Here is a 25,965-nt window from a genome sequence, read left to right as displayed (position 1 = left end):
CGCCTCAGGGCTGCGGATTCCGCAGCGGGGAGTCGCTCCACTCCCCTGCCCGCCGCAGCGCCGCCTCGGCCTGCTCGAGCTGTTCGGTGACCCGGGCCACCGCGGTGCCGCCCTTCCCGGCGCGGCTGTCCACCGAACCGCGGACGGTGAGCACCTCGAGCACCCCGGGGCCGAGCTCCGGCGCGATCCGCGGCAGGTCCTCGGTGGTGAGCTCCGACAGTTCGGTGCCCTGCTGCTCGCAGTAGCGCACGGTGGCGCCGGCGATCTCGTGCGCACTGGCGAACGGGACGCGTTGGCGCACCAGCCAGTCGGCGACATCGGTGGCCAGCGAGAACCCGCGGGGGGCGAGGGACTCCATCCGCTCGGGATGGAACTCCAGGGTGGCGAGCATCCCGGCCATCGCCGGCAGCAGCACCTGCAGCTGATCGATGGTGTCGAAGACCGGTTCCTTGTCCTCCTGCAGGTCCCGGTTGTAGGCCAGCGGCAGACCCTTCAGCGTGGTCATCAGCCCGGTCAGGTTGCCGATGAAGCGCCCGGACTTGCCGCGGGCCAGCTCGGCCACATCGGGATTCTTCTTCTGCGGCATGATGCTGGAGCCGGTGGACCACTGATCGCTGAGGGTGGCGAAGCCGAACTCGACGGTGGACCAGAGGATCACCTCCTCGGCGATCCGGGACAGGTCGACCCCCACCTGGGCGAGCACATAGGCCGCCTCGGCGACCAGGTCGCGGGCCGCGGTGCCGTCGATGGAATTCTCCACGCTGGTGTCGAAGCCGAGCTCGGTGGCGACCAGTTCCGGGTCGAGGCCGAGCGAGGTGCCGGCCAGTGCGGCCGAACCGTAGGGGCTGACCGCGAGCCGAGCGTCCAGATCCCGCATCCGCTCGACATCGCGCAGCAGCGGCCAGGCGTGGGCGAGCAGGGCGTGGGAGAGCAGCACCGGCTGCGCGGACTGCAGGTGGGTGCGCCCCGGCATCACCGTGGGCCGGTCCAGCGGTTGCTCCCCGGCCACCGGCAGGGCCAGGTGCCGGGCGGCCTGCTGCAGCAGGGCCTGCACCACCTGGGCCACCGCCCCGGCGAGCTGACGCAGTTCCTCGCGCAGATAGAGGCGCACCAGGGTGGCGATCTGGTCGTTGCGGGACCGGCCGGCGCGCAACCGGCCACCCAGCTCCGGGCCGATCCGCTCGATCAGGATCCGCTCCAGGGCCCCGTGCACGTCCTCGTCGCTCGGTGCGGGACCGATCGGACTGGCATCGGCGCGGCCCGGTTCGGTCACATCGCGGAGCATCCCCGACAGCCCGTCGCGCAGGCCGGCGTACTCGTCGTCGGTGAGCAGGCCCGCGGCGTGCAGCGCCTTGGCATGGGCGAGCGAGCCCAGGAGGTCGTGGCGGGCCAGTCGCCAGTCGAACTGGGTCGACTTGCTGAGCGCGAACATCGCCTCGCTCGGTCCACCGGTGAACCGGCCGCCCCAGAGCCGCCCCTCGCCTGAATCGCCGTTGCGTCCTGAATCGCTGGTCTGGCCTGAATCCCTGTTCTGTTTCGAATCGCTGCTGTTGTGGGGGTCGCTGGTCTGCTCAGGCATGCGGGCCAATCTATCGGTCGGTGCGGGTGTGGGTGCCGAGCTGGAGCATCCGCTCGGCGACGGCGGGCCCACCGGTGGGGTCGCGGGTGATCACCAGGACGGTGTCGTCACCGGCGATGGTGCCGAGGATCGTGTCCCAGGCAGCCTTGTCGATGGCGGAGGCGAAATACTGCGCCGCACCCGGCGGGGTGCGCAGCACGGCCAGGTTGGCCGAGGCGTCGGCGGAGACCAGCAGCTCGTTGGCCAGCCGGGCAAGCTTCTGGTCCGCGGAGCGGGACTCCCCGGCGACGGCGCTGCGGTCACCGCCCTCCCCCGGCACCGCATAGACCAACTGGCCTTCCCCGGTGCGGATCCGGGTCGCGCCCAGCTCCAGCAGGTCCTTCGACAGCGTGCCCTGGCTGACGGTGATGCCGCGCTCGGTGAGCAGGTCACCCAGCTCGGTCTGCGAGCGGACCAGCCCGGCGCTGATCAGATCGACGATCGCGCCCTGCCGGGCCGCCTTGCTGACGACGGCGTTCATCGCTGGGGGTCGTCCGAGCCGGACTTCTCGAGCAGGAAGCTGAGGATCGCCTTCTGGGCGTGCCGGCGGTTCTCGGCCTCGTCCCAGACCACCGATCGCGGCCCCTCGAGCACCTCGGCGGTGATCTCCTTGCCGCGGTAGGCGGGCAGGCAGTGCAGCACGATCGCCTCCGCGTCGGCATGGCCGAGCAGTTCGTCGGTGACGGCGTACGGCCCGAAAGCCTGCAGGCGTTCGGAATCCTCGCCCTCCTGACCCATCGACACCCAGGTATCGGTGGCGACCGCGTCGGCGTCGGCGACCGCCTCGCTGACCTGGTCGGTGATCAGGATCTCCCCACCGGTCCGGGCGGCGATCGCCTCGGCGCGGGCCACCACCTCCGGGCTCGGGTGGTACGCCGCCGGTGCGCCGATGCGGACCCGCAGGCCGGCCACCGCGCCGCCGAGCAGATAGGACTGGGCCATGTTGTTGGCCCCATCGCCGACGTAGGCGAATCGCAGCCCGGCAAGGGATCCGCCGTTCTGGGCGGCCTTCCGCTCGGTGAGCGTCTGCAGATCGGCGAGGATCTGGCAGGGGTGGTAGTCATCGGTGAGTGCGTTGATCACCGGCACCGAGGCATACTCGGCCATCTCGACGATCCGCTGCTGGGCGCCGGTGCGCCAGACGATCGCCGCCACCTGGCGGGACAACACCCGGGTCACATCCGGGATGGTCTCGCGGATCCCGACCCCGGCCAACCGGCCGTCGACGAACATCGGATTGCCGCCGAGTTCGGCGATTCCGGCGTTGAAGGACACCTGGGTACGCAGGGTCGGTTTGTCGGTGAGCACCGCGACCGACCGCGGGCCCGCCAGCGGCCGGTGGTCGAACGGTGCGGCCTTCAATTCGGCGGCCAGTGACAGCACCTGCGCCTGCTCGTCGGGGGTGAGGTCGTCATCGGCGAGGAAGTGCCGGGGGGTCATGCGTTCTCCTTGCTGGTTCCGCGGGCCTGCTCGAGGATGGCGGGCAGGGCGTCGATGAATGAGTCGAGCTGTTCGGTGCTGAGGTTGAGCGGCGGGACCAGGCGGATCACGTGCGGCCGCGGCGCGTTGATCACGAACCCGGCCTGCAGCGCCGCGTCGTAGGCGGCCGGTGCGATGTCCTTGGTGAGCACGATGCCGCGCAGCAGGCCACGGCCGCGGACGTGGTCGATCAGCGGATGCTCGAGCGCGGCCACCCGCTGTTCGAGCCGCTCGCCGAGTGCGGTGGCGTGGTCGAGCAGGCCGTCGCGCTCGATCACCTGCAGCACGGCCAATCCGGCGATCGCGGCGACCGGGTTGCCGCCGAAGGTGGTGCCGTGCATGCCGGGTTGCAGCAGGTCGGCCGCCGTGCCGGTCGCGACGCAGGCACCGATCGGGAAGCCGTTGCCGAGCCCCTTGGCCAGGGTGACGACATCGGCGACCACCCCCTCGTGCTGGCTGGCCAGCCAGCGCCCGGTGCGCCCGACCCCGGTCTGCACCTCGTCGAACCAGAGCAGCGCGCCGTGCTCGCGGGTGATCTCGCGGGCCGCGGTCAGATAGCCGTCCGGGGGCACGATGATGCCGTTCTCGCCCTGGATCGGTTCGATCACCACCGCGGCGACGGTGTCGTCGACGGCCTCGGCGAGCGCGTCGGCATCGCCGTAGGGCACCCAGGTGACCTCGCCGGGCAGCGGTTCGAACGGTTCGCGATACTTCGCGTTGTGGGTGAGCGCCAGGGCGCCCATCGAGCGGCCGTGGAAGGCACCCTCCATCGCGATCAGCTTCGTCCGGCCGGTCCGCCGGGTGAGTTTGAACGCGGCCTCGTTGGCCTCGGTACCGGAGTTGGCGAAGAACACCTTCCCATCGCCCCCGGTGCCGCCGACCATCGCGACCAGCCGTTCGGCAAGCGCGATCTGCGCCGGGGTGGCGAAGAAGTTCGAGACGTGGCCGAGGGTGGCGAGCTGGGCGGTGATCGCCGCCAGCACCGCCGGGTGGGCGTGGCCCAGACCGTTGACCGCGATGCCGGCCAGCAGGTCGAGGTAGCGGTTGCCGTCGCTGTCCCAGACATGGGCACCCTCACCACGGACGAAGACCCGCTTGGGTGGCCCGAAGGTGTTCATCACCGCGTGCTGGTAGCGATCGACCAGCTCGCTGCCCGAACCGTGCGGCAACTGTTCGGCGAGCTCGCTCATGGCCGGTTTCCTTTCTGCGGTACGAATTGCGGCGTGGCGGGGATGTCACCGATCGGGTCGGCGACCACCTGGGTGCCGACACCGGCGTTGGTGAAGATCTCCAGCAGCAGGGCGTGCGGTACGCGGCCGTCCAGCACGGTGGCCCGGCTCAGTCCCCCGTCCACGGCGGCCAGGCAGGCCTCCATCTTGGGCACCATCCCCGATTCCAGGCTGGGCAGCATGGCCCGCAGTTCGGAGGCGGTGATCCCGGTGATCACCTCGGGATCCTCGGGCCAGTTGCGGTAGAGCCCGGCGACGTCGGTGAGCACGACGAGCTTCTCGGCGCCGAGCGCGACGGCCAGCGCGGCCGCGGCGGTATCGGCGTTGACGTTGTGCACGGTGCCGTCCTCATCGGGTGCGACGGTGGCCACCACCGGGATCCGGCCGGCCTCCATCAGGTCGTGCACCGCCTCGGGCCGGACGTGGGCGACCTCGCCGACCAGACCGAGGTCGACGTCCTCCCCGTCGAGCAGCAATCCCTTGCGGGCGGCGGTGAACAGGCCGGCGTCCTCACCGGACAATCCGACCGCGAGCGGCCCATGGGTGTTGATCAACCCCACGAGCTCCCGATTGACCTGCCCCATCAGCACCATGCGGACGACATCCATCGCCTCCGGGGTGGTCACCCGCAGGCCGCCCCGGAACTCGGAGCTGATGTCCAGTCGTTTCAGCATCGCCGAGATCTGCGGGCCGCCACCGTGCACGACGACCGGCTGCACCCCGCTGCGGCGCAGATAGACGATGTCCTCGGCGAAGGCCCGCTTGAGGTCCTCATCGATCATCGCGTTGCCGCCGTATTTGATGACGATCGTGGTGCCGGCGTAGGAGTCCAGCCAGGGCAGGGCCTCGGTGAGGACGGCGGCCTTCTCGCTGGGGCCCAGATCGCCCCGTGTGGTGGGTTCGCTGCCGGGTTCGCTCATGTGGGGTACTCCGCGTTCTCCTTGACGTAGTCATAGGTGAGGTCGTTGGTCCAGACGGTGGCGGTTTCGCTGCCGGCGTGCAGGTCCACGAGCACGTGCACCGCGCGGGGTGCCAGATCGACCAGCCCGCGGTCCTCGCCGATCCCTCCGGCGCGGCAGACCATCACCCCGTTGAAGCTGACGTCGACCCGGTCGGGATCGAAGGCGGCATCGGTGGTGCCCAGGGCGGCCAATGCCCTGCCCCAGTTGGGATCGCTGCCGAAGATCGCGCACTTGAACAGGTTGCTGGCGGTGATCGAACGGGCCACCTCCAGCGCATCGGTCTCGGACTCCGCGCCGACCACCTCGACGGCGATGTCGTGGGCGGCACCCTCGGCATCGGTGAGCAGTTGCTGACCGAGATCGTGGCAGACGGCGGTCAGCGCCTCGGTGAACTCCGCAGCGTCGACGGTGATCCCGGAGGCGCCGGAGGAGAGCAGCAGCACGCTGTCGTTGGTGGACATGCAGCCATCGGAGTCGATCCGGTCGAAGGTGCGCCGGCAGGCCGCGGAAAGACTGCCCTGCAAGGCATCGGCGTCGATCACCGCATCGGTGGTGAGCACCACCAGCATGGTCGCCAGTCCGGGGGCGAGCATGCCGGCACCCTTGGCCATGCCACCGATGCTCCAGCCGGGGCCGCTGTGGCTGGCCTGCTTGGCGACGGTGTCGGTGGTCATGATGGCGGTCGCCGCGGCGGTCCCGCCGTCGGTGGAGAGTGCCGCGGCGGCCGCCGGGATGCCGGCCTCGAGCAGCGGCATCGGCAACCGCTCCCCGATCAGGCCGGTCGAGCAGACCGCGACCTCGTCGACCGGGCAGTCGAGCGCGGCAGCGGTGAGTTCGGCCATCCGGGCGGCATCGGCCATGCCCGGCTCGCCGGTGCAGGCGTTCGCTCCACCGGAGTTGAGCACCACCGCGCGCAGGGTGCCGTCGGCGACCTGCCGGGACCAGCGCACCGGGGCGGCCTGGACCCGGTTGCTGGTGAAGACCGCGGCGGCGGCATAGGTGGGCCCGAGGTTCTGCACCAGCGCCAGATCCGATGTGCCGGAGGCCTTCAGCCCGGCGGTCACCCCGGCGGCGGCAAATCCTTGCGGGGTGGTGATTCCGCTGCTCACGGGGCGACTCCGATCCGCGGCAGGCCGGTGGTCTCGTCGAGACCGAGGGCCAGGTTCATGCACTGCACGGCGCCGCCGGCGGTGCCCTTGGTGAGGTTGTCGATCGCGGCGACCGCGACCAGGCGGCCGGCGGCGGCGTCCACGGCGACCTGCACCTGGACGCAGTTGCTGCCGAGCACCGCCTGGGTCTGCGGCCACTGCCCCTCGGGCAGCAGGTGCACGAACTCCTCACCCGCGTACGCCTCGGCGTAGGCGGTGCGGACCTGTTCGATGCCGATCCCCGGGTTCGCCAAGGGCGCGGTGCAGGTGGCCAGGATGCCCCGGCTCATCGGCACCAGCACCGGGGTGAAGGACAGCGTCGGTTCGCTGGCACCGAGCAGCGCGAGGTTCTGCAGGATCTCGGGGGTGTGCCGATGCACCCCGCCCACTCCGTAGGCGCTGGCCGAGCCCATCAGTTCGGCACCGAGCAGATGGGGTTTCAGCGACTTGCCGGCACCCGAGGGCCCGGAGGCGGCGACCACCACGACATCGTGGCCGTCGATGAGCCCGGCGGTCACCGCGGGCATCAGGGCCAGGGTGACCGAGGTCGGGTAGCAGCCGGGGACCGCGACCCGGGTGGTGCGCGCCAGGGTCTGCCGCTGGCCGGGCAGCTCCGGCAGGCCGTAGGGCCAGCTGCCGGCGTACTCGCTGCCGTAGAACTGCTGCCAGGCCGCCGGGTCGGTGAGCCGGAAGTCCGCACCGCAGTCGATCACCAGGGTGTCGTCGCCGAGCTGCTCGGCGATCGGGCCGGAGGTGCCGTGCGGCAGCGCCAGGAAGACGACATCGTGGCCGGCCAGCGTGCCGGCGTCGGTGGGCTGGATCTCGCGGTCGGCGAGCGACCACAGGTGCGGCTGGTGCTCACCCAGTCGGCCACCCGCGCTGGACCCCGCCGTCAACGCGCCGATCTCCACACCCGGGTGCTCCAGCAGCAGGCGCAGCACCTCGCCGCCCGCGTACCCGGTGCATCCGGCCACCGCAACTCTCACAACCATGCGCATAACTATGCCACACTCGGAATACCTACGCCATCTATTTCACCGCGCGCCGTCCCACGCACCCCTAGGCTGCCGTCATGACCGAGCAGCCGGCGGCGGAGGCCGAACCCGAGCGCGAACGGACCGAGGCGCTCGCCGCGCTGCTGTCGGCCGAGGACACCGGCATCCAGAACGCCGGGCAGACCTCGATGGCGCTGATCGGGATCATCGCCGCCTATCTGCCGGTGTCGCTGTTCGCGGTCTACCAGGGCTATGGCCGCGAGGTGCTGGCGTACCTGCCGCTGCCGGTGGTGCTGCTGATGTTCTTCCAGATGGTGCAGATGGCGGCGATGGCAAGGCGGGCCCGGTCCGCGGCCATCGTGGAGGCCGAACTGGTCGAGATCGCCGGGCTCGGTGCCCCCTACGCCCGCGGACTGCTCGGCACCCCGGCGCGCAGCCCCATCGTCAACCCCTACGCGATCATCACCCAGCGCGGTGACCGCTGGATCTCCCGCTACGTCGCCGCCGGGCTGCCGTTCTTCGGGCTGTACGCGATCGGGGTCGCCTGCACCTGGTTCCTCGGCTCGGAGGCGGCGCGGCTGAACCCGGACTATCCGAACCGGACCTGGACGGTGGTGCTGCCGATCCTGCTCAGCCTGGTGCTCTGGTCGATCTTCGCCGACAGCGCGATGAGCTATTTCACCCCGCGCTACAAGATCAACATCTGGTGCCGATGGCGGGTCTGGCCGGGATCTGGCTGCAGGCCAACCAGCCCACCGATCCGACCCCGGCCTGGCTCTACTTCAGCGTCTACAGCGCGGCGCTGATCACGCTCACCGCGCTCACCCGGCCGTTCCGCTGGCGGGGCGGTACGGTGCTGGCGCGGGCCGGTGTGGCCGGGATCATCGTGTCCTCGTTGGGATTCTGGCTGCTGGTGTTCCCCGACAACGGGTTCGGCCACGACGAGTCACAGGTCTGGGCGAACGTGTCGATGCATCTGGTCGCACCGGTCGTCACCCTGCTGGCGATCTGGTACCGGCGCACCCCGATGACCCCGCTGAGCTGGCGACAGACCGCGCTCACTCTGGTGTTCCCGCTCGGTTACGGTGCCTTCCTGCTGATCGCCCGTGCCCTGTGGGGTACGCCGATCCCCTACGCGTTCCTCAATCCGGAGCGCTCCAGCATCGCCTCGACGATCGCGACTGCGGTGCTCACCCTGCTGGTGTTCGTGCTGGTCGGCTCCGCCGAACGGATCGGGTTGGCGATCCGCGGTCGACGGAGCCGGCCGGCCGACGGGTGAGCATCGACCGAGGGCCGCTCAGGAGCGCAGCACGGCCCCGCAGGCCTGGGCGGCCGCGGCGACCGCGGCGTCCCGGGCGGTCGCGGCCTCGGCGTCGGTGAGGGTGCGGCCCGGGGCCCGGAACCGCAGCGCGTAGGCGAGCGACTTCTTGCCGGCCGGGACCTGGTCACCGGTGTAGATGTCGAACAGCCGGATCGACTCGAGCAGATTCCCCGCGCCGGCGGTCAGTGCCCGCTGCACCTCGGCGGCCGGCACCTGGTCGTCGACGACGACCGCGACATCCTCCTTGGCCACCGGATAACCCGACAGCGGTGCGATCCGCCCCGGTCCGGGCTGCGCGGCCAGCACCGCGTCCAGGTCCAGTTCGACCGCGGCGGCGCCGTGCGGCAGTGCGAATTCGGCGACCACGCTCGGGTGCAGCTCGCCGGCGTACCCGATCACGGTTCCGTCGAGCAGCACCTCGGCGCAGCGGCCGGGATGGAACGGCGGCTGCTGCGCCTGCCGGCGCTCCAGGCGTACGCCCAGGGTGCGGCCGACCGCGTCGACGATGCCCATCGCCTGCTGCCAGCCGGCCGGTTGCGCCGGATGGTCCCAGGCCTGCGGCAGCCAGTTCCCGGCCAGCAGCACCCCCAGCTGGCGGGGCTGTTCCGGCAGGGCGGCCTCGATCGCGGCCAGTTCGGCGTCGCTGGGTCGCCGGTCCACCGGCGGCATCGGCGCCGGGCCGGCACCCGGACGCTGCCGGAAGACCGCGCCCACCTCGAACAGGGCCAGGTCGTCCTGCCCGCGGCTGACGTTGCGGGCGGCCGCGGCCAGCAGACCCGGCAGCATGGTGCTGCGCAGATACGGCGAGGTCTCGGCGAGCGGGTTGGCCAACCGGACCAACCGGCGGCGCTGGTCGTCGGCCGGTATGCCGAGCCGGTCCAACTCGGCCTCGGCGGCGAACGGGAAGGTCAGCAGTTCCACCAGGCCCAGCGCGGCGAGCTCCCGGGCCACGGCGCGGCGGCCGCGCTGGCTCGCGGTGGCGCCCCGGCCACCGGGGGCCGGCGGCAGCGTCCCGACGATCTTGTCCAGGCCGACCTTCTGGCCGACTTCCTCGACGTAGTCGTAGGGGTCGCGCAGGTCGGGCCGCCAGCTGGGCGGGGTGACGGTCAGCGTGTCACCGTTCTGCTGCACCTCGATGCCGGCACCGGTGAGTGACTCGACCACCCGATCGGCGCCGACCGGCATGCCGAGGATCGCGTCCGGCAGGCCGACGGGCAGCGTGGTCGACGGCAGCTGCGGCACCTCACCGACGACGGTCACCGCCTCGTCGATGGTGCCGCCGCCGAGGCCCTCGAGCAGCCGGGCGGCGCGCATCGCGGCCGCGTACGCCGCCCCCGGGTCGACACCGCGTTCGTAGCGGCGGGACGCCTCCGACGGCAGCCGGTGGCTGCGCGCGGTCCGCGAGATGGAGGCCGGGTCGAAGTGCGCCGATTCGATGACCACGGTGCTGGTGCTGTCGGACAGCTCGGTGGCCGCACCACCCATCACCCCGGCCAGGCCGATGGCACCGGAGTCGTCGGCGATCACCAGATCGGTCTCGGCCAGCGTCCGCTGCTGGTCGTCGAGGGTGGTCAGGCGCTCCCCCGGCCGGGCCGCGCGGACCGTGATCGGCCCGGACAGCTTGTCGCCGTCGTAGCCGTGCAACGGCTGGCCGATCTCCAACATCACCAGGTTGGTGATGTCCACCGCCAGCGAGATGGAGCGCATGCCACCGGCGGCGACGCGGCGGCGCAGCCAGGCCGGGCTGGGCCGGGTCGGGTCGAAACCGGTCACCTGGACCGCGACGAACCGGCTGCTGCGCGGGTCGTCGAGAACGACCCCGACCGTCCCGTCGACCGGATCGTGGTCCTCGGTCACCGGATCGGAGAAGTCGACGCCGAGCCCCTGGGCGAGTTCGCGGGCCAGCCCGCGGATCGACAGGCAGTGCGGCATGTCCGGGGTCACCTCGAGGGTGAAGATCACCTCGTCGGCACCGAGCAGCGGCATCGCCGGCTCGCCGATCGCCGGATCCCCTTCCAGCACGATGATTCCGTCGGTGCCGTCCTCGGGCAGGCCGAGCTCGGTGGCCGAGCAGATCATCCCGTCGGAGAGATGGCCGTAGGTCTTGCGCGCCGAGATCTCGAAGCCGCCGGCGAGCACCGAACCGGGCAGCGCCACCACGACCTTGTCGCCGACCTCGAAGTTGTGCGCACCGCAGACGATGCCGCGGCCGCGCAGCGGCGCACCGGATTCGTCGCTGGGGTTGAGTTCGCCGACGTCGACCAGGCACCAGTTGATCGTCTTGCCGTTCTTCTGCGGTTCGGGGGTGCGCTCCAACACCTCACCGACCACGACCGGGCCGGTCACCTCGGTGCCGGCCTCGACATCCTCGACCTCGATGCCGGCGCGCACGAACGCCTCGGAGATGGTCGCGATGTCAATGTCGGCAGGGATTTCGGCGTACTCACGCAGCCAGGACAGCAGGGCCTTCATCGAACGATTCCTTTGATCTGGTGGAGCGGGTGGTGGCGACGGGGCGTCATCGGGCCTCGCCGATCAGCGACCGGGAGAACCGCACGTCGCCCTCGACCATGTCGCGCAGGTCGGTGGCGCCGTTGCGGAACATCACCGCCCGATCGATGCCCATGCCGAACGCGAAACCGGAATAGACCTCGGGGTCGATGCCGCAGGCGATCAGCACCCGCGGGTTCACCACGCCGCAGCCACCCCACTCGATCCAACCGTCGGCGTCCCCGGCACCGGCCAGGTTGAACTTGATGTCGACCTCGGCGCTCGGTTCGGTGAACGGGAAGAAGTGCGGCCGGAACCGGGTCTCCACCTCCGGTCCGAAGAGCGCCTTCGCGAGGTGGTCCAGGGTGCCCTTCAGATCGGCCATCGAGATGCCCTTGTCCACCACCAGACCCTCCACCTGGTGGAAGACCGGCAGATGGGTGGCGTCGAACTCGTCGGCCCGGTAGACCTTGCCCGGGCAGGCGATGTAGACCGGCAGCTCCCGTTCCAGCAGGGCGCGGACCTGCACCGGTGAGGTGTGGGTGCGCATCACCAGGTGGTTCTGCGGCGGGTCGAGGAACAGCGTGTCCTGGAGGTAGCGCGCGGGATGGTCGGGCGGGAAGTTCAGCGCGTCGAAATTGAGCCACTCCGACTCGGCCTCCGGGCCCTCGGCGATCTCCCAGCCCATGTCGAGGAAGACGTCGGAGACGATGTCCATCATCCCGGTGATTGGGTGGATCGCACCGCGCGGGGTGAGCTCGACCGGCAGGCTGACGTCGACGGTCTCGGCGGCCAACCGCTGCTCGAGTTCGGCGGCGCTCACCTCCTGCTCACGGGCCTTGAGCGCCTGGTTGACCCGGCCGCGGGCCTGGCCGACGCGCTTGCCGGCATCCTTGCGGGCCTGCGGCGGCAGCGCACCGATCTCGCGGTTGGCCAGGGCCAGTGGGGACCGCTCGCCGGTGTGTTCGATCCGGGCCTGCTTCAACTCCGTGCTGCTGGTCGCAGCGTCGAAGGCGGCGAGGGCCTCGGTGACAAAGCCGTCGACCTGGTCGGCGTTCAGCGGTGTCACCTGGACTGGATCGAAGTTGGTGTTCGGCCCGGACATGGGCTCCCCTCGGCTCGGCGGTGCGGCAGTCCTTCTCCCTGCCGGGGGTCAGTCTAGGAAGTCCGCACCGCCCGCGCGAACGCGTTCGGACCGCGAGCCCTCAGCCCTCCAGGGTGCGCCGGAACAACTGCTGCACCTGATCGGGCAGGTCGGGCTCGGGAATGCTCAGATCCACATCGGCATCCGGGCAGCGCAACCCGTAGACGAAGCGGTCGGCACCGGTGGCCGGCCGGTCGGCCAGCTGCTGCAGCTGGTCGCCGGCGAGCAGCTGCTGCCAGCGTTCGCCGTCGGAGCCCGGCAGGTCGTCCAGGCGCACCTCGCGGCGCTGCTGCCGGCCGGTGATGCCGCCGCTGCGGCTGACCTCGATCCGGGTCCGCGGGTCGACCGTCGGGCTGGGGGTCGGCCGCTTGGGGGTGCCGGGGGCCGGTGCCGGGGTGGCCGCCGGGGTGACGCCGACCTGCTGCCAGGCGTCGGTGACCGCGGCCGCGGTGCGGACGTCGCGGGCCTCGGCCTCGGCGATGGTGAGGGCGGCGAAGGTCGCGAAATCGCAGTCCGTGGGAACCTTCCCGCCGGTGAGCACCGCGTACCAGACCTGACCGGCGGCCTCCCAGGACCGGCCGCCGAGGGCCAACGCGGTGAGGCAGAAGGCCCGGTTCGGGATGCCGGAGTTGATGTGCACGCCGCCGTTGTCCTCGGTGGTCTCGACGTAGTCGGCGAAGTCGCCCACCTGCGGGTCCTTGCCCAGCGTCGGGTCGTCGTAGGCGGTGCCCGGTTCGCGCATCGAGCGCAGCGCCCGGCCCTTCACCTTGGCGGTGAACAACCCGGCGCCGATCAACCAGTCCGACTGTTCGGCGGTCTGCCCGGCCAGGAACTGCTTGACCTGGATGCCGAAGACATCGGCGATCGACTCGTTCAGCGCACCGGACTGGCCCTGGTAGGTCAGGTTGGCGGTGTGCTCGATGACGCCGTGGGTGAGCTCGTGGCCGATCACATCGAGGCTCACGGTGAACCGGTTGAACAGCTCCCCGTCACCGTCGCCGAACACCATCTGGGTGCCGTCCCAGAAGGCGTTGTCGTAGTCCTGGCCGTAGTGCACGGTGCCGAGCAGGGGCAGCCCGTTGCCGTCCAGCGAGTCCCGGGCGTACGCCTCGGCGTACAACCGCCAGGTGACGCCGAACCCGTCGTACGCCTCGTCGACGGCGGCGTCACCGGTGGCGGGCGCCCCCTCGGTGCGCACGGTCTCCCCCGGCAGGGTCTCGGTGTTCTGGGCGTCGGAGATGGTGCGCTCGGGCCCCTTGGGGGTGGTCGCGGAGCGGCGGGTGGTGGCCGTCGGCCGGGCGCCGGCCCGGGCCCGGGCACCGCGGAATCCGGCGTCGATGGCCAGGGTGGCGCGGGCCCGCTCGGCGGTGGGCCCGTCGGCCCGCTGGGCGAGATTCTCGAGCAGATAGGGCGGCAGGAGGGTGTGCACTCGATTCGCTGTCATACCTCCAGTGTGACCCCCGCCACTGACAGGTGCCAGCGTCGCGGTGCGCAGGTCACGGTCGCGACCGGGTTGCCCGGGCCTGACATCATGGCGGCCGAAGCCGAGACCGAGAGGTGACTCCCGCCGTGATCCCTGAGAACTGGCAGGCCATCCTGACCGAGAAGACGCTCTACATCCTGGTCACGATCGTCTGTGCACTGATCCTGCGCTGGGTCGTGCACAAGGCGATCAACAAGGCGATCCAGACCGCGGCCGCGAGTCGTCGGAAGCTGGCCGGGGCCGGGTTGGCCGATCGGGCCGTCGCCGTGCTGGCCAAGGCCCAGCAGGGCAACCAGGACCGGGCCCGGCAGCGTACCGAGACCCTCGGGTCGGTGCTGGCCTCGGTCTTCGATCTGGTGCTGGTGATCGTGGTGGCGCTGATGGTGCTGAGCACCCTGGGCCTGTCGGTCGGCCCGGCGATCGCCTCGGCGGGTATCGGTGGCCTGGCACTGGGTTTCGGCGCCCAGAGCCTGGTGAAGGACCTGATCTCGGGTGTCTTCCTGATCTTCGAGGACCAGTTCGGTGTCGGCGACTACGTCACCATCAACGGTGTCCAGGGCACGGTGCTGAAGGTCGGTTTCCGGGTCACCCAGTTGCAGGATGCCAGCGGTGAGATCTGGTACATCCGCAACGGCGAGGTGACCAAGGTCGGCAACCAGACCCAGGGCTGGTCGAGCAGCTATGTGCAGATCCCGGTCGGGATCACCGAGGATCCGTTCAAGGTGGTCCGGATCCTGGAGGAGGTGGTGGCCAGCCTGGATGCCGAACCCGAGTGGCGCGAGCAGCTGCTGGAGACACCGACCGTGCTGGGGTTGAGCAACTTCAACGACCGGGTGATGAACTTCACCGTGATGGCGAAGTCACCGGGCAACGAGCAGTGGAGCGTCGAGCGGGAGATCCGGGCGCGGGCGATGACGGTGCTGCGCGAGGCCGGGATCCGCTCCCCCGGCCTGCTGGTGGAGACCCGCCCCTACGACGTGGTGAACGTGGAGGAGCACTCCCTCACCCGCGCCACCAAACAGGACTCGTTGCTGCGCCGGCGGCGGCGTCGGCAGGAGCCCGAGACGGCACCGGCGGGTACGCCGGCCGGTGGCGAGCCGTCCTCGGACGACGAACGTACCCAGCCCGACGAGAAACCCAACCTGCCCTGAGGTTCCTGGCGTCAGGAACGCTGGGCGGTCGCGGTGGCGTAGAGGCAGACGGCGGCGGCGGTGGCGAGATTGAGGCTCTCGGCGCGGCCGAAGATCGGGACGGACACCTGCCGGTCGGCGAGGACGGCGTGTTCGGGCGGCAGACCCCAGGCCTCATTGCCCATCAGCCACACCGTCGGTCGATCCAGCTCGCCGCGGGCGGCCAGCTCGTCCAGGCTGTCGGCACCGCCGCCATCGGCGGCGAGCACCTGGAATCCCTTGTCCCGGAAGAAATCCAGGGTGTTGGCCAGGTGCGCACCGGTGATCACCGGCAGGTGGAAGACCGAGCCGACCGAGGCCCGGACCACCTTGGGATTGGTCACCTCGACCGAGTCGGCGGTGAGCACCACCGCATCGGCACCGAAGGCGTCGGCGCAGCGGATCACGGTACCGGCGTTGCCGGGGTCGCGAACCTGGGCGCAGACCACGACCAGCTTCGCGTCCGCGGACAGCTCGTCCAGGGAGCCCTCGCGGGCCTCGCAGACCGCGACGATTCCCTGTGGGTGCTGGGTTTCGGTGATCCGAGCCAGTTCGGCGGCGGTGACCTGGTACGCCCGGACGCCGGCGCTGCGGGCGGTGGCGAGCAGCGGTTCGATCCGGTCGTTGTCGGCGACGTGGAAGAGTTCGCGGACCCGGCCGGGTTCGCTCAGCGCCTCCCGGACCGCCTGCGGCCCCTCGGCCAGGAACAGCCCGGTGGCCAGGCGTTGCTTGCGCTGCAACAACCGTCGAGCCGACCGGAGCCGACCAACGGATCGTGATGATCCGGGTCGGTCACCGATCGGCTCGGTCGATGATTCTCCTGTGCTCACGCGGAGATCAGGCGGCGGTCGACTCGCCCTGGTTGGCCTTGGCGACGGCGACCAGTGCGGCGAACGCGGTCGAATCCGAGACGGCCAGCTCGGCCAGGATCTTGCGGTCCACCTCGACGCCGGCGTTCTTCAGGCCGTTGATGAAGCGGTTGTAGGTCATGCCCTCGGCGCGGGCGGCGGCGTTGATGCGCTGGATCCACAACTTGCGGAAGTCGCCCTTGCGCTGACGGCGGTCGCGGTAGGCGTACACGTTCGAGTGGAGGATCTGCTCCTTCGCCTTGCGGTAGAGGCGGGAGCGCTGACCGCGGTAGCCCGAGGCCTGCTCGAGAACTTCGCGGCGCTTCTTCTGCGCATTCACAGAACGCTTGACGCGTGCCATGGGTATAACTCCTTGTTCTGCGGCCGGGGATCTCTCGGCCGGGTGGTTCGGTGGGTAGGTCTGGCTTCGACTCGCTGCGCTCGCTCAGCCAGCGGTGATGCTCACTTGCCGAGCAGCTTCTTGGCCTTCTTGGCGTCGCCCTTGACGAGCACGGCATCGCCGTCGAGGCGGCGGGTGCGGGTGCTGGGCTTGTGCTCGTTCAGGTGCATCTTGCCGGCCTTGCGGTGCATGACCTTGCCCGATCCGGTGATCTTGAAGCGCTTCTTGGCACCGGAGTGCGTCTTCATCTTCGGCATTGTGCCGCTCCTTCTGCGCACGGCGATCCCACCGTGCGGTCGTGATGTCCCGGTCGGCTGCCTGGCCGTCGGGTGAACTCCGATCGCGAGTGGATCAGAGGTCGACGTCGGGGTCCATGTTGTCGGCCGGACCCTTCTTCTTCTTTTTCTTCTCCTGCTGCTCCGCCTGCCGGCGGCGCTCGGCCAGGTACGCGTCCTCGGCCTCCTGCTCGTCGGTGCGAGCGGCGGCGCGGGCGTCCTTCTCGGCCTGCACGTCGGCGCGGGCCTCGGTCTTCTTCTTCGTCGGGCCGAGCACCATCAGCATGTTGCGGCCGTCCTGCTTGGGCGCGGACTCGATGAAGCCGAACTCCTCGACGTCGTCGGCCAGCCGCTTGAGCAGGTTGAAGCCGAGCTCGGGGCGCGACTGCTCGCGGCCACGGAACATGATGGTGATCTTCACCTTGTCCCCGGCCTTCAGGAAGCGCACGACGTGACCCTTCTTGGTCTCGTAGTCGTGCCCGTCGATCTTGGGTCGGAGCTTCATCTCCTTGATCACGGCATTGGTCTGGTTACGACGGCTGCTGCGGTCCTTCTGCGCGGCCTCGTACTTGAACTTGCCGTAGTCCATGAGCTTGGCCACGGGCGGGCGGGCCATCGGGGCCACCTCGACCAGGTCGAGGTCAGCCTCCCGGGCCAGCCGCATGGCGTCCTCGATCCTGACGATGCCCACCTGCTCGCCGGCGGGGCCGACGAGGCGGACCTCGGGAACGCGGATACGCTCATTGATGCGCGGTTCGGTGCTGATGTGTCCTCCTGGGTTGTCCTGCCGCTCTCGGTGACCGATCCGCATCGTGCACCGGAACACAGAAAGGCCCCCGCGCAGCGGAGGCCTGGAAGGAACGTCGGAGGCGTACGCCGGGAGGCGTAGGCGGTGCGTTCGGACCCGACGACCGGAAGTCGTGCGGGTGGGAGACCAGGTCCCCACTTGAAGCGGATCCACCCGAGGGCGGATCAATCGCGATCCATGATAGTCGACACCGCCCCGGAGGCGAAATCCCGCCTCTAGGAGCCGGTGGCGGCCCAGCCGAAGCCGTCGGGCAGGCGTACCAATCGCCGGCTCTGGGCCAGATTGGCCAGCACCTCCCCGTCGATGACCAGCGGATGCGGCCCCGCGAAGTCGATCAGCAGGGTGCCCGCCCCGGACTGCTGGGCGGTCTGGGCGACCACGTCGAGGGTGGCCGGCACCGGCCGGGCCTTCGCGTTCCAGCGCTGCAGCGCGTCGATGCCGCTGAAGGCGAGCATCGCGGTCCCGCGCTCGGGGTGGCGCAGCAGCACCGCCGCCATCTCCGCCTGTCGGCCGGGGTCCGGGCTCATCGTCTCGTCACCGGTGGCCAGCAGCGGCACCAGCAGCCGGGCGCCGCAGAGCGCGACGACGGCGGTCAGGTAGTCGGTGCCGTCCCCGGTCTCCTCGGCGACCCCCATGGCATGGCGTACGCCCTGGTCGGCGGCGCCGTCGTCGCTGGCGTAGCGCTCGGAGTAGCCGCCCAGGTCGCGCCCGGTTCCGCTGGTCTGGTCGTCGGCAGTCATCGCGGTTCAGCCTAGCGAGCGGAATGGCCGGTACGCAGCCCGCGGCGCTGCACCAGCAGCGCGACCAGGAAGACGGCCAGGCCGAGCACCGACAGCCCGGCGCCGACCCAGCTCGGACCGGTCCACCCCCAACCGGCGCTGATCACCACACCACCGAGCCAGGCGCCGAGCGCGTTGGCCAGGTTGAGGGCGGCGTGGTTGCTGGCCGCGCCGAGGGTGCGGGCGTCGCCGGCGGCGTTCATCAACCGCAGCTGCAGCCCGACCACGAACAGCGAGGTGGAGACACTGATCCCGAAGACGGTCAGCAGGGCCGGGATCGGATATGCAGCGAGCTGGGTGAACGCGACCAGCAGCACCCCGGCCGCGGCCAGGCCGATCACGATGGTCCGGCCGATCGACCAGTCGGTGAGCCGGCCGCCGAGGCTGGTGCCGACGAACATGCCGACGCCGAAGACGAGCAGGAAGACCGGTACCAGGGATTCGGGCAGCCGGGTCAGCTCGGTGACGGTCGGTGCGATGTAGGAGTACATCGCGAACATGCCGCCGAAGCCGGCGGCGCCGGTGAGCAGGGTCAGCGCGACCTGCCAGTTGGCGAAGTCGCCGAGCTCGCGGCGGACCGTGCGGCTGCGATCGGAGTGGCTGCGCGGGACGAAGCAGGCGACCATCGCCAGCGAGATCAGCCCGACCAGCGCGACCAGCAGATAGGCGCTGCGCCAGCCCAGCGCCTGGCCGAGCCAGGTGGCGACCGGGACGCCGACGATGTTGGCGAGCGGGATGCCGAGCATCACCCGACCGACGGCGCGGCCGGCGCGGCCCGGTGGGGCCAGGTCGACCGCGACCAGCGCGGCCAGGCCGAAGAAGGCGCCGTGCGGCAGGCCGGCCAGCAGCCGGGAGCCGACCAGCAGCCCGTAGCCGGAGGCGATCGCCGCGGCGAGATTGCCGACGATGAAGATGCCCATCAGCAGCTGGAGCATCCGGTGCCGGGGGTGGCGTGCGCCGAAGATCGCGAACAGCGGGGCGCCGACGACCACGCCGATCGCGTACGCCGAGATCACGTGTCCGGCGGTCGGGATGTCGACCCCGACACCGGCGGCGATCTGCGGCAGCAGGCCCATGCTGACGAACTCGGCGGTGCCGATGGCGACGCCGCCGATGATCAGCGCCAGCTCGGCGGCCCGCACCCGGCGCCGGGACAGGGTCGTCGGGTCGGTGCCGGGCGCCGGCGGGGTGAGCCGGCGGCGCAGGGCGGCGCGGTTGATGGTGGGTGTGGTCATGAAGGGGTCCTTCGGGGAGCGTGCGGGCAGGACTGCCTTCCTCGCCAGCCGGGACGACTGCTGCAACCAGCACCCGGGTGGGGCTATTCCCCGATCGCCGGGAAAATTCGTCTCGGGTTCTTCTCCGGGGTCGACCCGGGCCGCGGCATCGGCCCGGATGCGGGGTCGCGTGGGAGAATGGCGACATGAATCCCGACACCGCACTGCTCCCGCTCTGCATCGCGATCGGCGTCCTCGGTCTGATCCTGGCGGTCCTGCTCTGGGTCCGCGATCGGCGCGGTCGCGCGGTGCAGGCCCTCGGTTTCGCCGCGCTCCCGGTCGGGCTCTATCTCACCGGCTTGCTGCGGATGATCTGGGATGCGGTCGTCGCGGTGATCCGCTGGGCCGGGTCGGTGGTGTTCAACACCACCATCTGGACCGGTTTCGGGCTGATCGCGCTGGCCGTGGTGCTCTGGATCGTCGGTGGCATGATCGCCTCCCGCAACCGCACCCGGCGTGCGGTGGAGAAGGCCCGCGGTGCTGAGCAGCCGGGCGGCCGGCCGGCGGTCGGGCGGGGTACGCGGGGTGCGGCGGCCGGTGGTGCGAGCGGTGCGGCCGGTGCGACCGGTGCCGCTGGTGCGACCGGCAGCACGGTGGCGGGCAAGCAGTCCGGCACACCCGCCCGAGGTGGCAAGAAGCAGGCCGCCGAGTCCGACCCGGAGATGGACGAGATCGAGGCCATCCTGAAGAACCGCGGGATCGAGTAGGGCACGATCCCCGCGGTTCTCGCATGGCACTTCGGTTCTCGCACGGTATGCGATGCGAGAACCGAAGTCCGATGCGAGAACCAGGTCAGCGTCGACCTCGCGCGAGCGCCCGCCGGAGCTGCTTGGCGAACTCGCTCGGGGCATCGAGGGTCCGCCACGTCCAGCGGGTCACCCAGTGGCCGAGGTTCTGCAGTGCGCGCTCCCGTTCTCGCTCGGCCTCGATGATGTCTTCGATCCGCTGGCCCGGTTTCAGCAGCCGTCCATATTTGACCTTGCCGTCGAACTCACCGATCACGCCCTGCTCCGGCCACCAGAAATCGGCCCGCGCGATCCACTCGCCGTTCTCGTTCGCGAACTCCTGCTGCAGCACCGGGGCGGGCAGACCCAGCTCATGCATCAACCATCGTGACCGTGACTCCCCCGCACTCTCACTCCGCTCGTTCGCGAACTCCAGGGCGAGGCGGGCTCGGCGGCGACCCGGTCGCGGTTTCCATCCGCTGACAACGTCCAGCGCGGCCTGCCGATCGAGGCCCTGCCGAAGCGCCGAGTCGGCGACAGCCACCGCGGCCGGCAGTTCCAGGGTCGACACCAGTGCCAGGGTGGTGGTGCACAGGTCGGTCATCCGGGCGGGTTCACTCCCGAGTCGCTGCACCGGGTCCACCACCGCGCATTCGGGCAGCGGATGGATGTGGACCCGTCGCCCCTGCGAGTCCCGGGCGCCGGGCCGAGCGACATGTACGCGGGTGAGTTGCTCGACCGGGAGCCAGAGACCGTGCAGGACACCCGCACTGGCATGACTGAGCACCGAGCCCTCGGTCAGCCCGGCGTAGAGACCGGTCACCAGCTGCAGATGCCGTTCATCGGCGTTCAATCGGGCCGGGTTCTGATCGGAGTAGCTACCGCGCGCCAACCGATGCAGTGCACCGTCGCGGACCCGCTGCCGGATCTCGGCGTACGACCATCCGCGGGCGAGGAGCTGCTCGGTGGTTTCGATCATGCTGCCAGCCAAGCGAAATCCGGTGACCCGTGCCGCCGAGATCCCCGGGTTATCCACAGGGTTCGATGAATGATTTCGGTTCTCGCACGGCACTTCGGTTCTCGCACGGTATGCGATGCGAGAACCGAACTCCGATGCGAGAACCGCGATCAGCGCCGACCGGTGACGCTCGCGGCCATCGCCGCACCGCGATCGGCCGGTTGGAGGGACCGGTCGGGCAGCCGGCGCCAGAGCGCGACGAACAGCAGCACGAAACCGGCGGTGAGCAGCATGTGGCCCAGTCCGGCGATGCCCGCGAAGGCCTTGCTGGTCAGCGGTTCGCCGAGCACGGTGAAGGTGCCGCGGACCAGCATCATCCCACCGGTGATCAGCACCCCGGCGTTCCACAACCCGAGGAACCAGCCGAAGGCGCGGCTGCCCGAGAGTCGGAAGACCTGCTCCAGCACCAGGACCAGCAGCAGCACCAGCGTGCCCAGGGTGAGGAAGTGGGTGTGCGCCAGGCCGAGCTGGGAGTCACCGGTGAAGGCGCGGCTGCGGGTGAGTTCGCGGTAGTAGAGGCCGGCGGCGAGGCCGAGCACGGTGTAGAGGGCGGCTGAGGCGTACAACTTCTTCATGCCGACCAGTCAACGCCGCGCCACGGCGCGATCCATCAACCGTTCGGTTGATCTCCCCGGTGCTCACGCAGCATCTCGCGCAGCCGCCGCACGGCCCGGTCGGTACGCCGCCGATCGACGGTCTGCAGGGCGAGCATCGGCCACCGGCTGGGATGGGTCGGGTCGTCGTCGAGGATCAGCTGCGCCCAGGAGGCACCCGGGCCCCAGCGCACGTCGCGGATCTCGTCCCAGCGCAGCCTGCGGGTGTGCACCGAGTTGCGGACGGTCAGCCCGTCCGCATCGGCCACCACCCGGCTCAACGCCAGCGACATCATGATGAAGATTCCGCCGCCGGCGATCACGAACAGCGTCGACAGCTGGAACAGGGTGAACCGCACCCGCATCGTCGGCGACAGCCCGAATCCGGCGGCGACCAGGCCGATCACGATCAGCGCCGACAGGCTGACCGCCCAATACATCAGGGCCTGCGGTCGGAACACCTCCCGCGGCCCGGTGGTCTGCTGCTTCCCGGTCATGTCGCGCGCGCTCACAGTCGGCAGGCGGCGATGTCGGTGACCAGGATCGCGCGGGCGCCGAGCTCCCACAGATCGTCCATCACTTGCTGGGCCTGCCCCCGCGGCACCATCGCACGGACCGCCATCCAACCGTCCTTGGCCAGCGGCGACACCGTCGGGGCCTCGAGCCCGGGGGTCACCGCGCTCGCCTGCTCGACCAGCGCGGAGGGGCAGTCGTAGTCCATCATCACGTAATTGCGCGCCACCAGTACGCCGCTGAGGCGGCGTACCAGCAGGTCCAGGCCGGCCGGCTCGGGCAGCTCGGCGCGCTTGATCAGGATCGCCTCGCTGACCATGATCGGCTCGCCGAACACCTCCATCCCGGCCTGCCGCAGGGTCCGCCCGGTCTCCACCACATCGGCGATCGCGTCGGCCACACCGAGCCGGATGGCACTCTCCACCGCCCCGTCGAGCTTGATCAACCGGGCCTCGATCCCCTGCTGGGTGAGGTACGCCCCCACCAGACCCGGATAGGAGGTGGCGACGCGGCGGCCGGCGAGCCCGGGGACGGTGAGGCCCTGACCGACCGGGCCGGCGAACCGGAATCGGGTGCCGCCGAAGTTCAGTGACAGCACCTCATCGGCCCGGGCACCGGAATCGAGCAGCATGTCGCGGCCGGTGATACCGACATCGAGGGTGCCCTCCCCCACGTAGACCGCGATGTCGCGGGGACGCAGATAGTAGAACTCGACGTGGTTGGCGGCGTCGGTGAGCACCAGCTCCTTGCTGTCCGAACGCTGCCGGTAACCGGCCTCGCGCAGCATCTGGGTGGCCGCCTCGGACAGCGCACCCTTGTTGGGGACGGCGATCTTCAGGGTCGGACGGTCGGCGCCGTTCTCAGAACTCACGGCGGCCAGCGTAGTCGGAGTGCTCACAGGTGGGCGTACACATCCTCGAGGTCGAGGTCGAGTGCGATCATCATCACCTGCAGGTGGTAGAGCAGCTGGCTGATCTCCTCGGCCGCCTCGGTCCGCGACTGGTACTCGGCGGCCATCCAGACCTCGGCCGCCTCCTCGACGACCTTCTTGCCGATCTCGTGCACCCCGCCGTCCAACCGGCGCACCGTGGAGGACCCCTCGGGGCGCTCCCTGGCGATCCGGGTCAGTTCGGCGAACAGTCCCTCGAAGGTCTTCGCGGGCTCGGTCATGATGGCTCCTCGGTGGCTTCGTCTCGCTCGTTCCTCGCTCGCCGCTCAGCCGACGTGGACTCCGCCGGCGGGCGCGGGTCGGCGGTGGTCTGCTCCTCGGCCGCCTCGGGGTCGGCGTCCTCGCCGCGGTGGGAATCCTCGGCGGTGTCGGCGTCGGCGGTGGCCGGGTTGGCCGCGATCAGCGCGTTCACCCAGCGGGCGCCCGGATCGGCGTCCACCAGGATCGCCTTGACCAGCAGGGTCGCCGGCAGCGCCAGCAGCGCACCCATCGGGCCGAGCACCGCCGCCCAGACGAGCAGCGAGATGAAGACCACGCTCGGGGTCAGTCCCACCGCGTCACCGGTGAACTTGGGCTGGATGATCGACTGCACCACGAAGTTGGCGACGCAGTAGATCGCGACCACGATCAGCGCGGTGGTCGGCCCCTTGGCCAGCAGCGCGATCAGCGCCGGCGGGACCAGGCCGATCACGAATCCGATGTTGGGGATGTAGTTGGTCAGGAAGGACAGCACGGCCCAGACCAGCGCCAGCGGCACCCCGAGCACGACCAGCGCGAACCAGTCGATGACCGCGACGATCAGGCCGAAGATGGTGGTGACGATCCAGTACTGCCGAACGCCGTTGCCGAAGGAGACCAGGGCGTCGGTCAGCTGCGGGTGGTAGGCCCCGGCGCGCTTGAGCCGGTCGCCGAAACCGACCGAGTCCATCATCAGGAAGAACACCGAGGTGACCGCGATCAGCAGCAGCGAGAAGGCACCCTGCAGATTGCTCAGCAACCCGGTGAGCACGCCGACGGCCTGCTGCGGGTCGATCGCCTTGGCCTGCTCGGCGAGCTGTTGTTCCGAGACCCCGAACTGCGCCAGCAGCGAGATGATCTCCTGGTAGAGATCGAGGAACTGGTCGCGGTAGTTCGGCAGCTCGGTGACCAGCAGCGTCAGCGACCAGCCGATGGCGTAGAAGAACGCGCACAGGATCACCAGCACCACGATCCCGGCGAGCACGGCGGCCAGCCAGCGCGGCACGTGCACCCGGACCAGCAGCTGCTGCAGCGGGGAGACCGCGAGCACCAGGTTCAGCGCCAGGAAGACCGGGGCGGCGAAGGAGCGGAATCCCTCGAGCTGGTTCAGCAGCACCAGCGCGGCGGCCAGGCCGAGCAGGATGATCAGGATCCGCGGCAGGCCGGTGCGCCGCCCGGCGGTGGTGGCGCTCATCGGGACTCCGGCTGGGCGACCGGTTCGCGGCGCAGGCGTACGCCGAGCAGGGCATCCGCGAGCTCGGCGACCTGACCGGGCGCCTCGGTGTCGTCACCGTCGGCGTCGATCGACGCGGCCGCCCAGTCGTCGATGGCGCGCAGGGCGGCGGGGGCGTCCAGATCGTCGGCGAGCGCCCGGCGCACCTCGGCGAGCACCTCGGTGGCCGGCAGGGCCGCCTCCAGCGCGACCGCCTGCCGCCAGGTCGCCAGCCGCGCGGTCGCCTCGGCCAGCTGGCCGTCGGTCCAGGACCAGTCGCTGCGGTAGTGGTTGCCGAGCAGCACCAGCCGGATCGCCATCGGGTCGACACCGGCGGCCCGCAGCCGCGAGACCAGCACCAGGTTGCCCTTCGACTTCGACATCTTCTCCCCGTCCAGGCCGACCATCCCGGCATGGACGTAGGCCCGGGCGAATCGTTTGCCGGTGGCGACGAAGGCCTCGGCGGCGCTCATCTCGTGGTGCGGGAAGGCCAGATCGGAACCGCCGCCCTGGACGTCGAATTCGGTGCCCAGGTAGCGTTCGGCGATCGCGGCGCACTCGATGTGCCAGCCCGGCCGGCCCTCGCCGAAGGGGCTGGGCCAGCTCGGCTCCTCGGGACGGGCCTGCTGCCAGACCAGACAGTCCAGCGGGTGCCGTTTGCCCGCCCGCTCCGGGTCGCCACCGCGTTCGGCGAAGGTGGCCAGCGCCTGGCGTTCGTCGAGGTGGGAGATCTGCCCGAACTCCGGGTCGGAGTGCACCGCGAAATACCAGTCGGCGGGCCCCTCGCTGGCCTGGTAGACCTGCTCGTCGGTGAATCGCTGCAGCAGTTCGGTGACCAGGTCGATCGACTCGACCGCACCGATGTAGTCGGCCGGCGGGAGCACGTTGAGCGCGGTCATGTCGGTGCGGAACAGTTCGGTCTGCTGCTCGGCCAGGTCGCGCCAGTCGACGCCGGTGGCGCGGGCGCGTTCCAGCAGCGGGTCGTCGACATCGGTGACGTTCTGCACGTAACGCACCGCGAGCCCGCGGTCCCGCCAGGCGCGGTTCAGCAGGTCGAAGGCGACGTAGGTGTTGGCATGACCCATGTGCGTCGCGTCGTAGGGGGTGATCCCGCAGACGTAGAGCCGGGCGGTGCCGGTCTCCGGCCCGACCGGGCGTACCTCACCGGAGGCGGTGTCATGAAGGCTGATCGGTGGGAGTCCATCCGCCGCCGGGGGCAGGGTGGGAAGCTCCGGGACGGTCCACGCACGCATGGGCACGAGCCTAGCGAGGGGTGGCGACTGTCACCTATTCGC

27 protein-coding genes are annotated in these 25,965 nt (G+C 70.5%); 4 read left to right on the top strand and 23 right to left on the bottom strand.

Going from position 1 to position 25,965, the window contains the following annotated elements; genetic code table 11:
• Positions 1-4: 4 nt before the first annotated feature.
• From argH to argC, 7 genes are read right to left on the bottom strand one after another with little or no spacing between them, the layout of a single operon-like run.
• Positions 5-1,579 carry an argininosuccinate lyase gene (argH, locus tag C8D81_RS02295; protein ID WP_133625481.1) on the bottom strand — a complete coding sequence of 525 codons (1,575 nt, stop codon included), beginning with the start codon at positions 1,577-1,579 and terminating at the stop codon, positions 5-7.
• 10 nt (positions 1,580-1,589) lie between these two features.
• Positions 1,590-2,099 carry an arginine repressor gene (locus C8D81_RS02290; protein ID WP_094406599.1) on the bottom strand — a complete coding sequence of 170 codons (510 nt, stop codon included), beginning with the start codon at positions 2,097-2,099 and terminating at the stop codon, positions 1,590-1,592.
• Complete coding sequence (gene argF / locus C8D81_RS02285; RefSeq protein WP_094356202.1) at positions 2,096-3,058, bottom strand: ornithine carbamoyltransferase; 963 nt, start codon at positions 3,056-3,058, stop codon at positions 2,096-2,098. The genes C8D81_RS02290 and argF overlap by 4 nt, the downstream gene beginning before the upstream one ends.
• The gene (locus C8D81_RS02280; protein WP_133625480.1) at positions 3,055-4,287 is read right to left on the bottom strand and encodes an acetylornithine transaminase; all 1,233 of its coding nucleotides are present in this window, start codon (positions 4,285-4,287) and stop codon (positions 3,055-3,057) included. The genes argF and C8D81_RS02280 overlap by 4 nt, the downstream gene beginning before the upstream one ends.
• Positions 4,284-5,246, bottom strand: coding sequence for an acetylglutamate kinase (argB, locus tag C8D81_RS02275; protein ID WP_094356204.1), 963 nt, complete (start codon positions 5,244-5,246; stop codon positions 4,284-4,286). Before argB ends, C8D81_RS02280 begins: the two co-directional genes overlap by 4 nt.
• The gene (argJ, locus tag C8D81_RS02270; RefSeq protein ID WP_166646639.1) at positions 5,243-6,397 is read right to left on the bottom strand and encodes a bifunctional glutamate N-acetyltransferase/amino-acid acetyltransferase ArgJ; all 1,155 of its coding nucleotides are present in this window, start codon (positions 6,395-6,397) and stop codon (positions 5,243-5,245) included. The genes argB and argJ overlap by 4 nt, the downstream gene beginning before the upstream one ends.
• Positions 6,394-7,428, bottom strand: a complete 1,035-nt coding sequence (gene argC, locus C8D81_RS02265) for an N-acetyl-gamma-glutamyl-phosphate reductase (RefSeq protein ID WP_133625479.1) — start codon at positions 7,426-7,428, stop codon at positions 6,394-6,396. The genes argJ and argC overlap by 4 nt, the downstream gene beginning before the upstream one ends.
• An 80-nt stretch (positions 7,429-7,508) precedes the next feature.
• Here argC and C8D81_RS02260 point away from each other — a divergent pair, with 80 nt between their 5' ends.
• On the top strand, positions 7,509-8,237 hold the full coding sequence (locus C8D81_RS02260; protein ID WP_133625478.1) for a hypothetical protein: 729 nt from the start codon (positions 7,509-7,511) through the stop codon (positions 8,235-8,237).
• On the top strand, positions 8,144-8,710 hold the full coding sequence (locus tag C8D81_RS02255; protein WP_166646638.1) for a Pr6Pr family membrane protein: 567 nt from the start codon (positions 8,144-8,146) through the stop codon (positions 8,708-8,710). The genes C8D81_RS02260 and C8D81_RS02255 overlap by 94 nt, the downstream gene beginning before the upstream one ends.
• Before the next feature lie 18 nt (positions 8,711-8,728).
• Here the strand turns inward: C8D81_RS02255 and pheT are convergent, their stop codons facing one another.
• The 3 genes from pheT to C8D81_RS02240 form a co-directional block, all read right to left on the bottom strand.
• Positions 8,729-11,224 (bottom strand): phenylalanine--tRNA ligase subunit beta, encoded by a 2,496-nt coding sequence (pheT, locus tag C8D81_RS02250; RefSeq protein ID WP_133625476.1) that lies wholly within the window; start codon positions 11,222-11,224, stop codon positions 8,729-8,731.
• A gap of 46 nt (positions 11,225-11,270) precedes the next feature.
• Positions 11,271-12,347 (bottom strand): phenylalanine--tRNA ligase subunit alpha, encoded by a 1,077-nt coding sequence (gene pheS / locus C8D81_RS02245; protein WP_133625475.1) that lies wholly within the window; start codon positions 12,345-12,347, stop codon positions 11,271-11,273.
• Positions 12,348-12,447: 100 nt separating this feature from the next.
• A complete protein-coding gene (locus C8D81_RS02240; RefSeq protein WP_094424890.1) occupies positions 12,448-13,830 on the bottom strand; it encodes a protealysin inhibitor emfourin in 1,383 nt (460 codons plus the stop codon).
• A gap of 125 nt (positions 13,831-13,955) precedes the next feature.
• Here C8D81_RS02240 and C8D81_RS02235 point away from each other — a divergent pair, with 125 nt between their 5' ends.
• Positions 13,956-15,020 (top strand): mechanosensitive ion channel family protein, encoded by a 1,065-nt coding sequence (locus C8D81_RS02235; RefSeq protein ID WP_094406611.1) that lies wholly within the window; start codon positions 13,956-13,958, stop codon positions 15,018-15,020.
• 11 nt (positions 15,021-15,031) lie between these two features.
• Here the strand turns inward: C8D81_RS02235 and C8D81_RS02230 are convergent, their stop codons facing one another.
• The 6 genes from C8D81_RS02230 to C8D81_RS02205 all read right to left on the bottom strand — a co-directional run bounded on the left by C8D81_RS02230 (position 15,032) and on the right by C8D81_RS02205 (position 19,383).
• Complete coding sequence (locus tag C8D81_RS02230) at positions 15,032-15,838, bottom strand: TrmH family RNA methyltransferase (protein ID WP_094429706.1); 807 nt, start codon at positions 15,836-15,838, stop codon at positions 15,032-15,034.
• A 37-nt stretch (positions 15,839-15,875) separates the two neighbouring features.
• Complete coding sequence (gene rplT, locus C8D81_RS02225; protein WP_094356210.1) at positions 15,876-16,247, bottom strand: 50S ribosomal protein L20; 372 nt, start codon at positions 16,245-16,247, stop codon at positions 15,876-15,878.
• A 101-nt stretch (positions 16,248-16,348) separates the two neighbouring features.
• Positions 16,349-16,543, bottom strand: a complete 195-nt coding sequence (gene rpmI / locus C8D81_RS02220; protein WP_094356211.1) for a 50S ribosomal protein L35 — start codon at positions 16,541-16,543, stop codon at positions 16,349-16,351.
• Between the two features lie 94 nt (positions 16,544-16,637).
• Positions 16,638-17,372 carry a translation initiation factor IF-3 gene (gene infC / locus C8D81_RS02215; RefSeq protein WP_094356268.1) on the bottom strand — a complete coding sequence of 245 codons (735 nt, stop codon included), beginning with the start codon at positions 17,370-17,372 and terminating at the stop codon, positions 16,638-16,640.
• Positions 17,373-17,584: 212 nt separating this feature from the next.
• A complete protein-coding gene (locus tag C8D81_RS02210) occupies positions 17,585-18,109 on the bottom strand; it encodes an SseB family protein (RefSeq protein WP_229237899.1) in 525 nt (174 codons plus the stop codon).
• Between the two features lie 11 nt (positions 18,110-18,120).
• Positions 18,121-19,383 (bottom strand): MFS transporter, encoded by a 1,263-nt coding sequence (locus C8D81_RS02205; protein ID WP_094356213.1) that lies wholly within the window; start codon positions 19,381-19,383, stop codon positions 18,121-18,123.
• Positions 19,384-19,568: 185 nt separating this feature from the next.
• Between C8D81_RS02205 and C8D81_RS02200 the strand changes: the two genes are divergently transcribed.
• On the top strand, positions 19,569-20,129 hold the full coding sequence (locus tag C8D81_RS02200) for a hypothetical protein (protein ID WP_094424886.1): 561 nt from the start codon (positions 19,569-19,571) through the stop codon (positions 20,127-20,129).
• Between the two features lie 85 nt (positions 20,130-20,214).
• On the opposite strand, the gene C8D81_RS02195 is transcribed toward C8D81_RS02200, so the two are convergent.
• The 7 genes from C8D81_RS02195 to mshC all read right to left on the bottom strand — a co-directional run bounded on the left by C8D81_RS02195 (position 20,215) and on the right by mshC (position 25,923).
• Positions 20,215-21,126 carry a type IV toxin-antitoxin system AbiEi family antitoxin domain-containing protein gene (locus C8D81_RS02195; RefSeq protein ID WP_094458748.1) on the bottom strand — a complete coding sequence of 304 codons (912 nt, stop codon included), beginning with the start codon at positions 21,124-21,126 and terminating at the stop codon, positions 20,215-20,217.
• Positions 21,127-21,275: 149 nt separating this feature from the next.
• Positions 21,276-21,740 carry a DUF2871 domain-containing protein gene (locus C8D81_RS02190; protein ID WP_133625474.1) on the bottom strand — a complete coding sequence of 155 codons (465 nt, stop codon included), beginning with the start codon at positions 21,738-21,740 and terminating at the stop codon, positions 21,276-21,278.
• Positions 21,741-21,775: 35 nt separating this feature from the next.
• On the bottom strand, positions 21,776-22,270 hold the full coding sequence (locus C8D81_RS02185) for a PH domain-containing protein (protein WP_133625473.1): 495 nt from the start codon (positions 22,268-22,270) through the stop codon (positions 21,776-21,778).
• Entirely contained in the window at positions 22,267-23,142 is an 876-nt protein-coding gene (gene hisG / locus C8D81_RS02180) for an ATP phosphoribosyltransferase (protein WP_267489519.1), read from the bottom strand. The genes C8D81_RS02185 and hisG overlap by 4 nt, the downstream gene beginning before the upstream one ends.
• A gap of 23 nt (positions 23,143-23,165) precedes the next feature.
• The gene (locus tag C8D81_RS02175) at positions 23,166-23,441 is read right to left on the bottom strand and encodes a phosphoribosyl-ATP diphosphatase (protein ID WP_094356218.1); all 276 of its coding nucleotides are present in this window, start codon (positions 23,439-23,441) and stop codon (positions 23,166-23,168) included.
• Entirely contained in the window at positions 23,438-24,652 is a 1,215-nt protein-coding gene (locus C8D81_RS02170; protein WP_133625472.1) for an AI-2E family transporter, read from the bottom strand. The genes C8D81_RS02175 and C8D81_RS02170 overlap by 4 nt, the downstream gene beginning before the upstream one ends.
• On the bottom strand, positions 24,649-25,923 hold the full coding sequence (gene mshC / locus C8D81_RS02165) for a cysteine--1-D-myo-inosityl 2-amino-2-deoxy-alpha-D-glucopyranoside ligase (RefSeq protein ID WP_094458751.1): 1,275 nt from the start codon (positions 25,921-25,923) through the stop codon (positions 24,649-24,651). Before mshC ends, C8D81_RS02170 begins: the two co-directional genes overlap by 4 nt.
• Between the last annotated feature and the right edge of the window lie 42 nt (positions 25,924-25,965).

Source organism: Enemella evansiae, from assembly GCF_004362375.1.
Taxonomy (GTDB): Bacteria; Actinomycetota; Actinomycetes; order Propionibacteriales; family Propionibacteriaceae; genus Enemella; species Enemella evansiae.
This window is presented reverse-complemented; position numbering and strand designations above follow the sequence as displayed.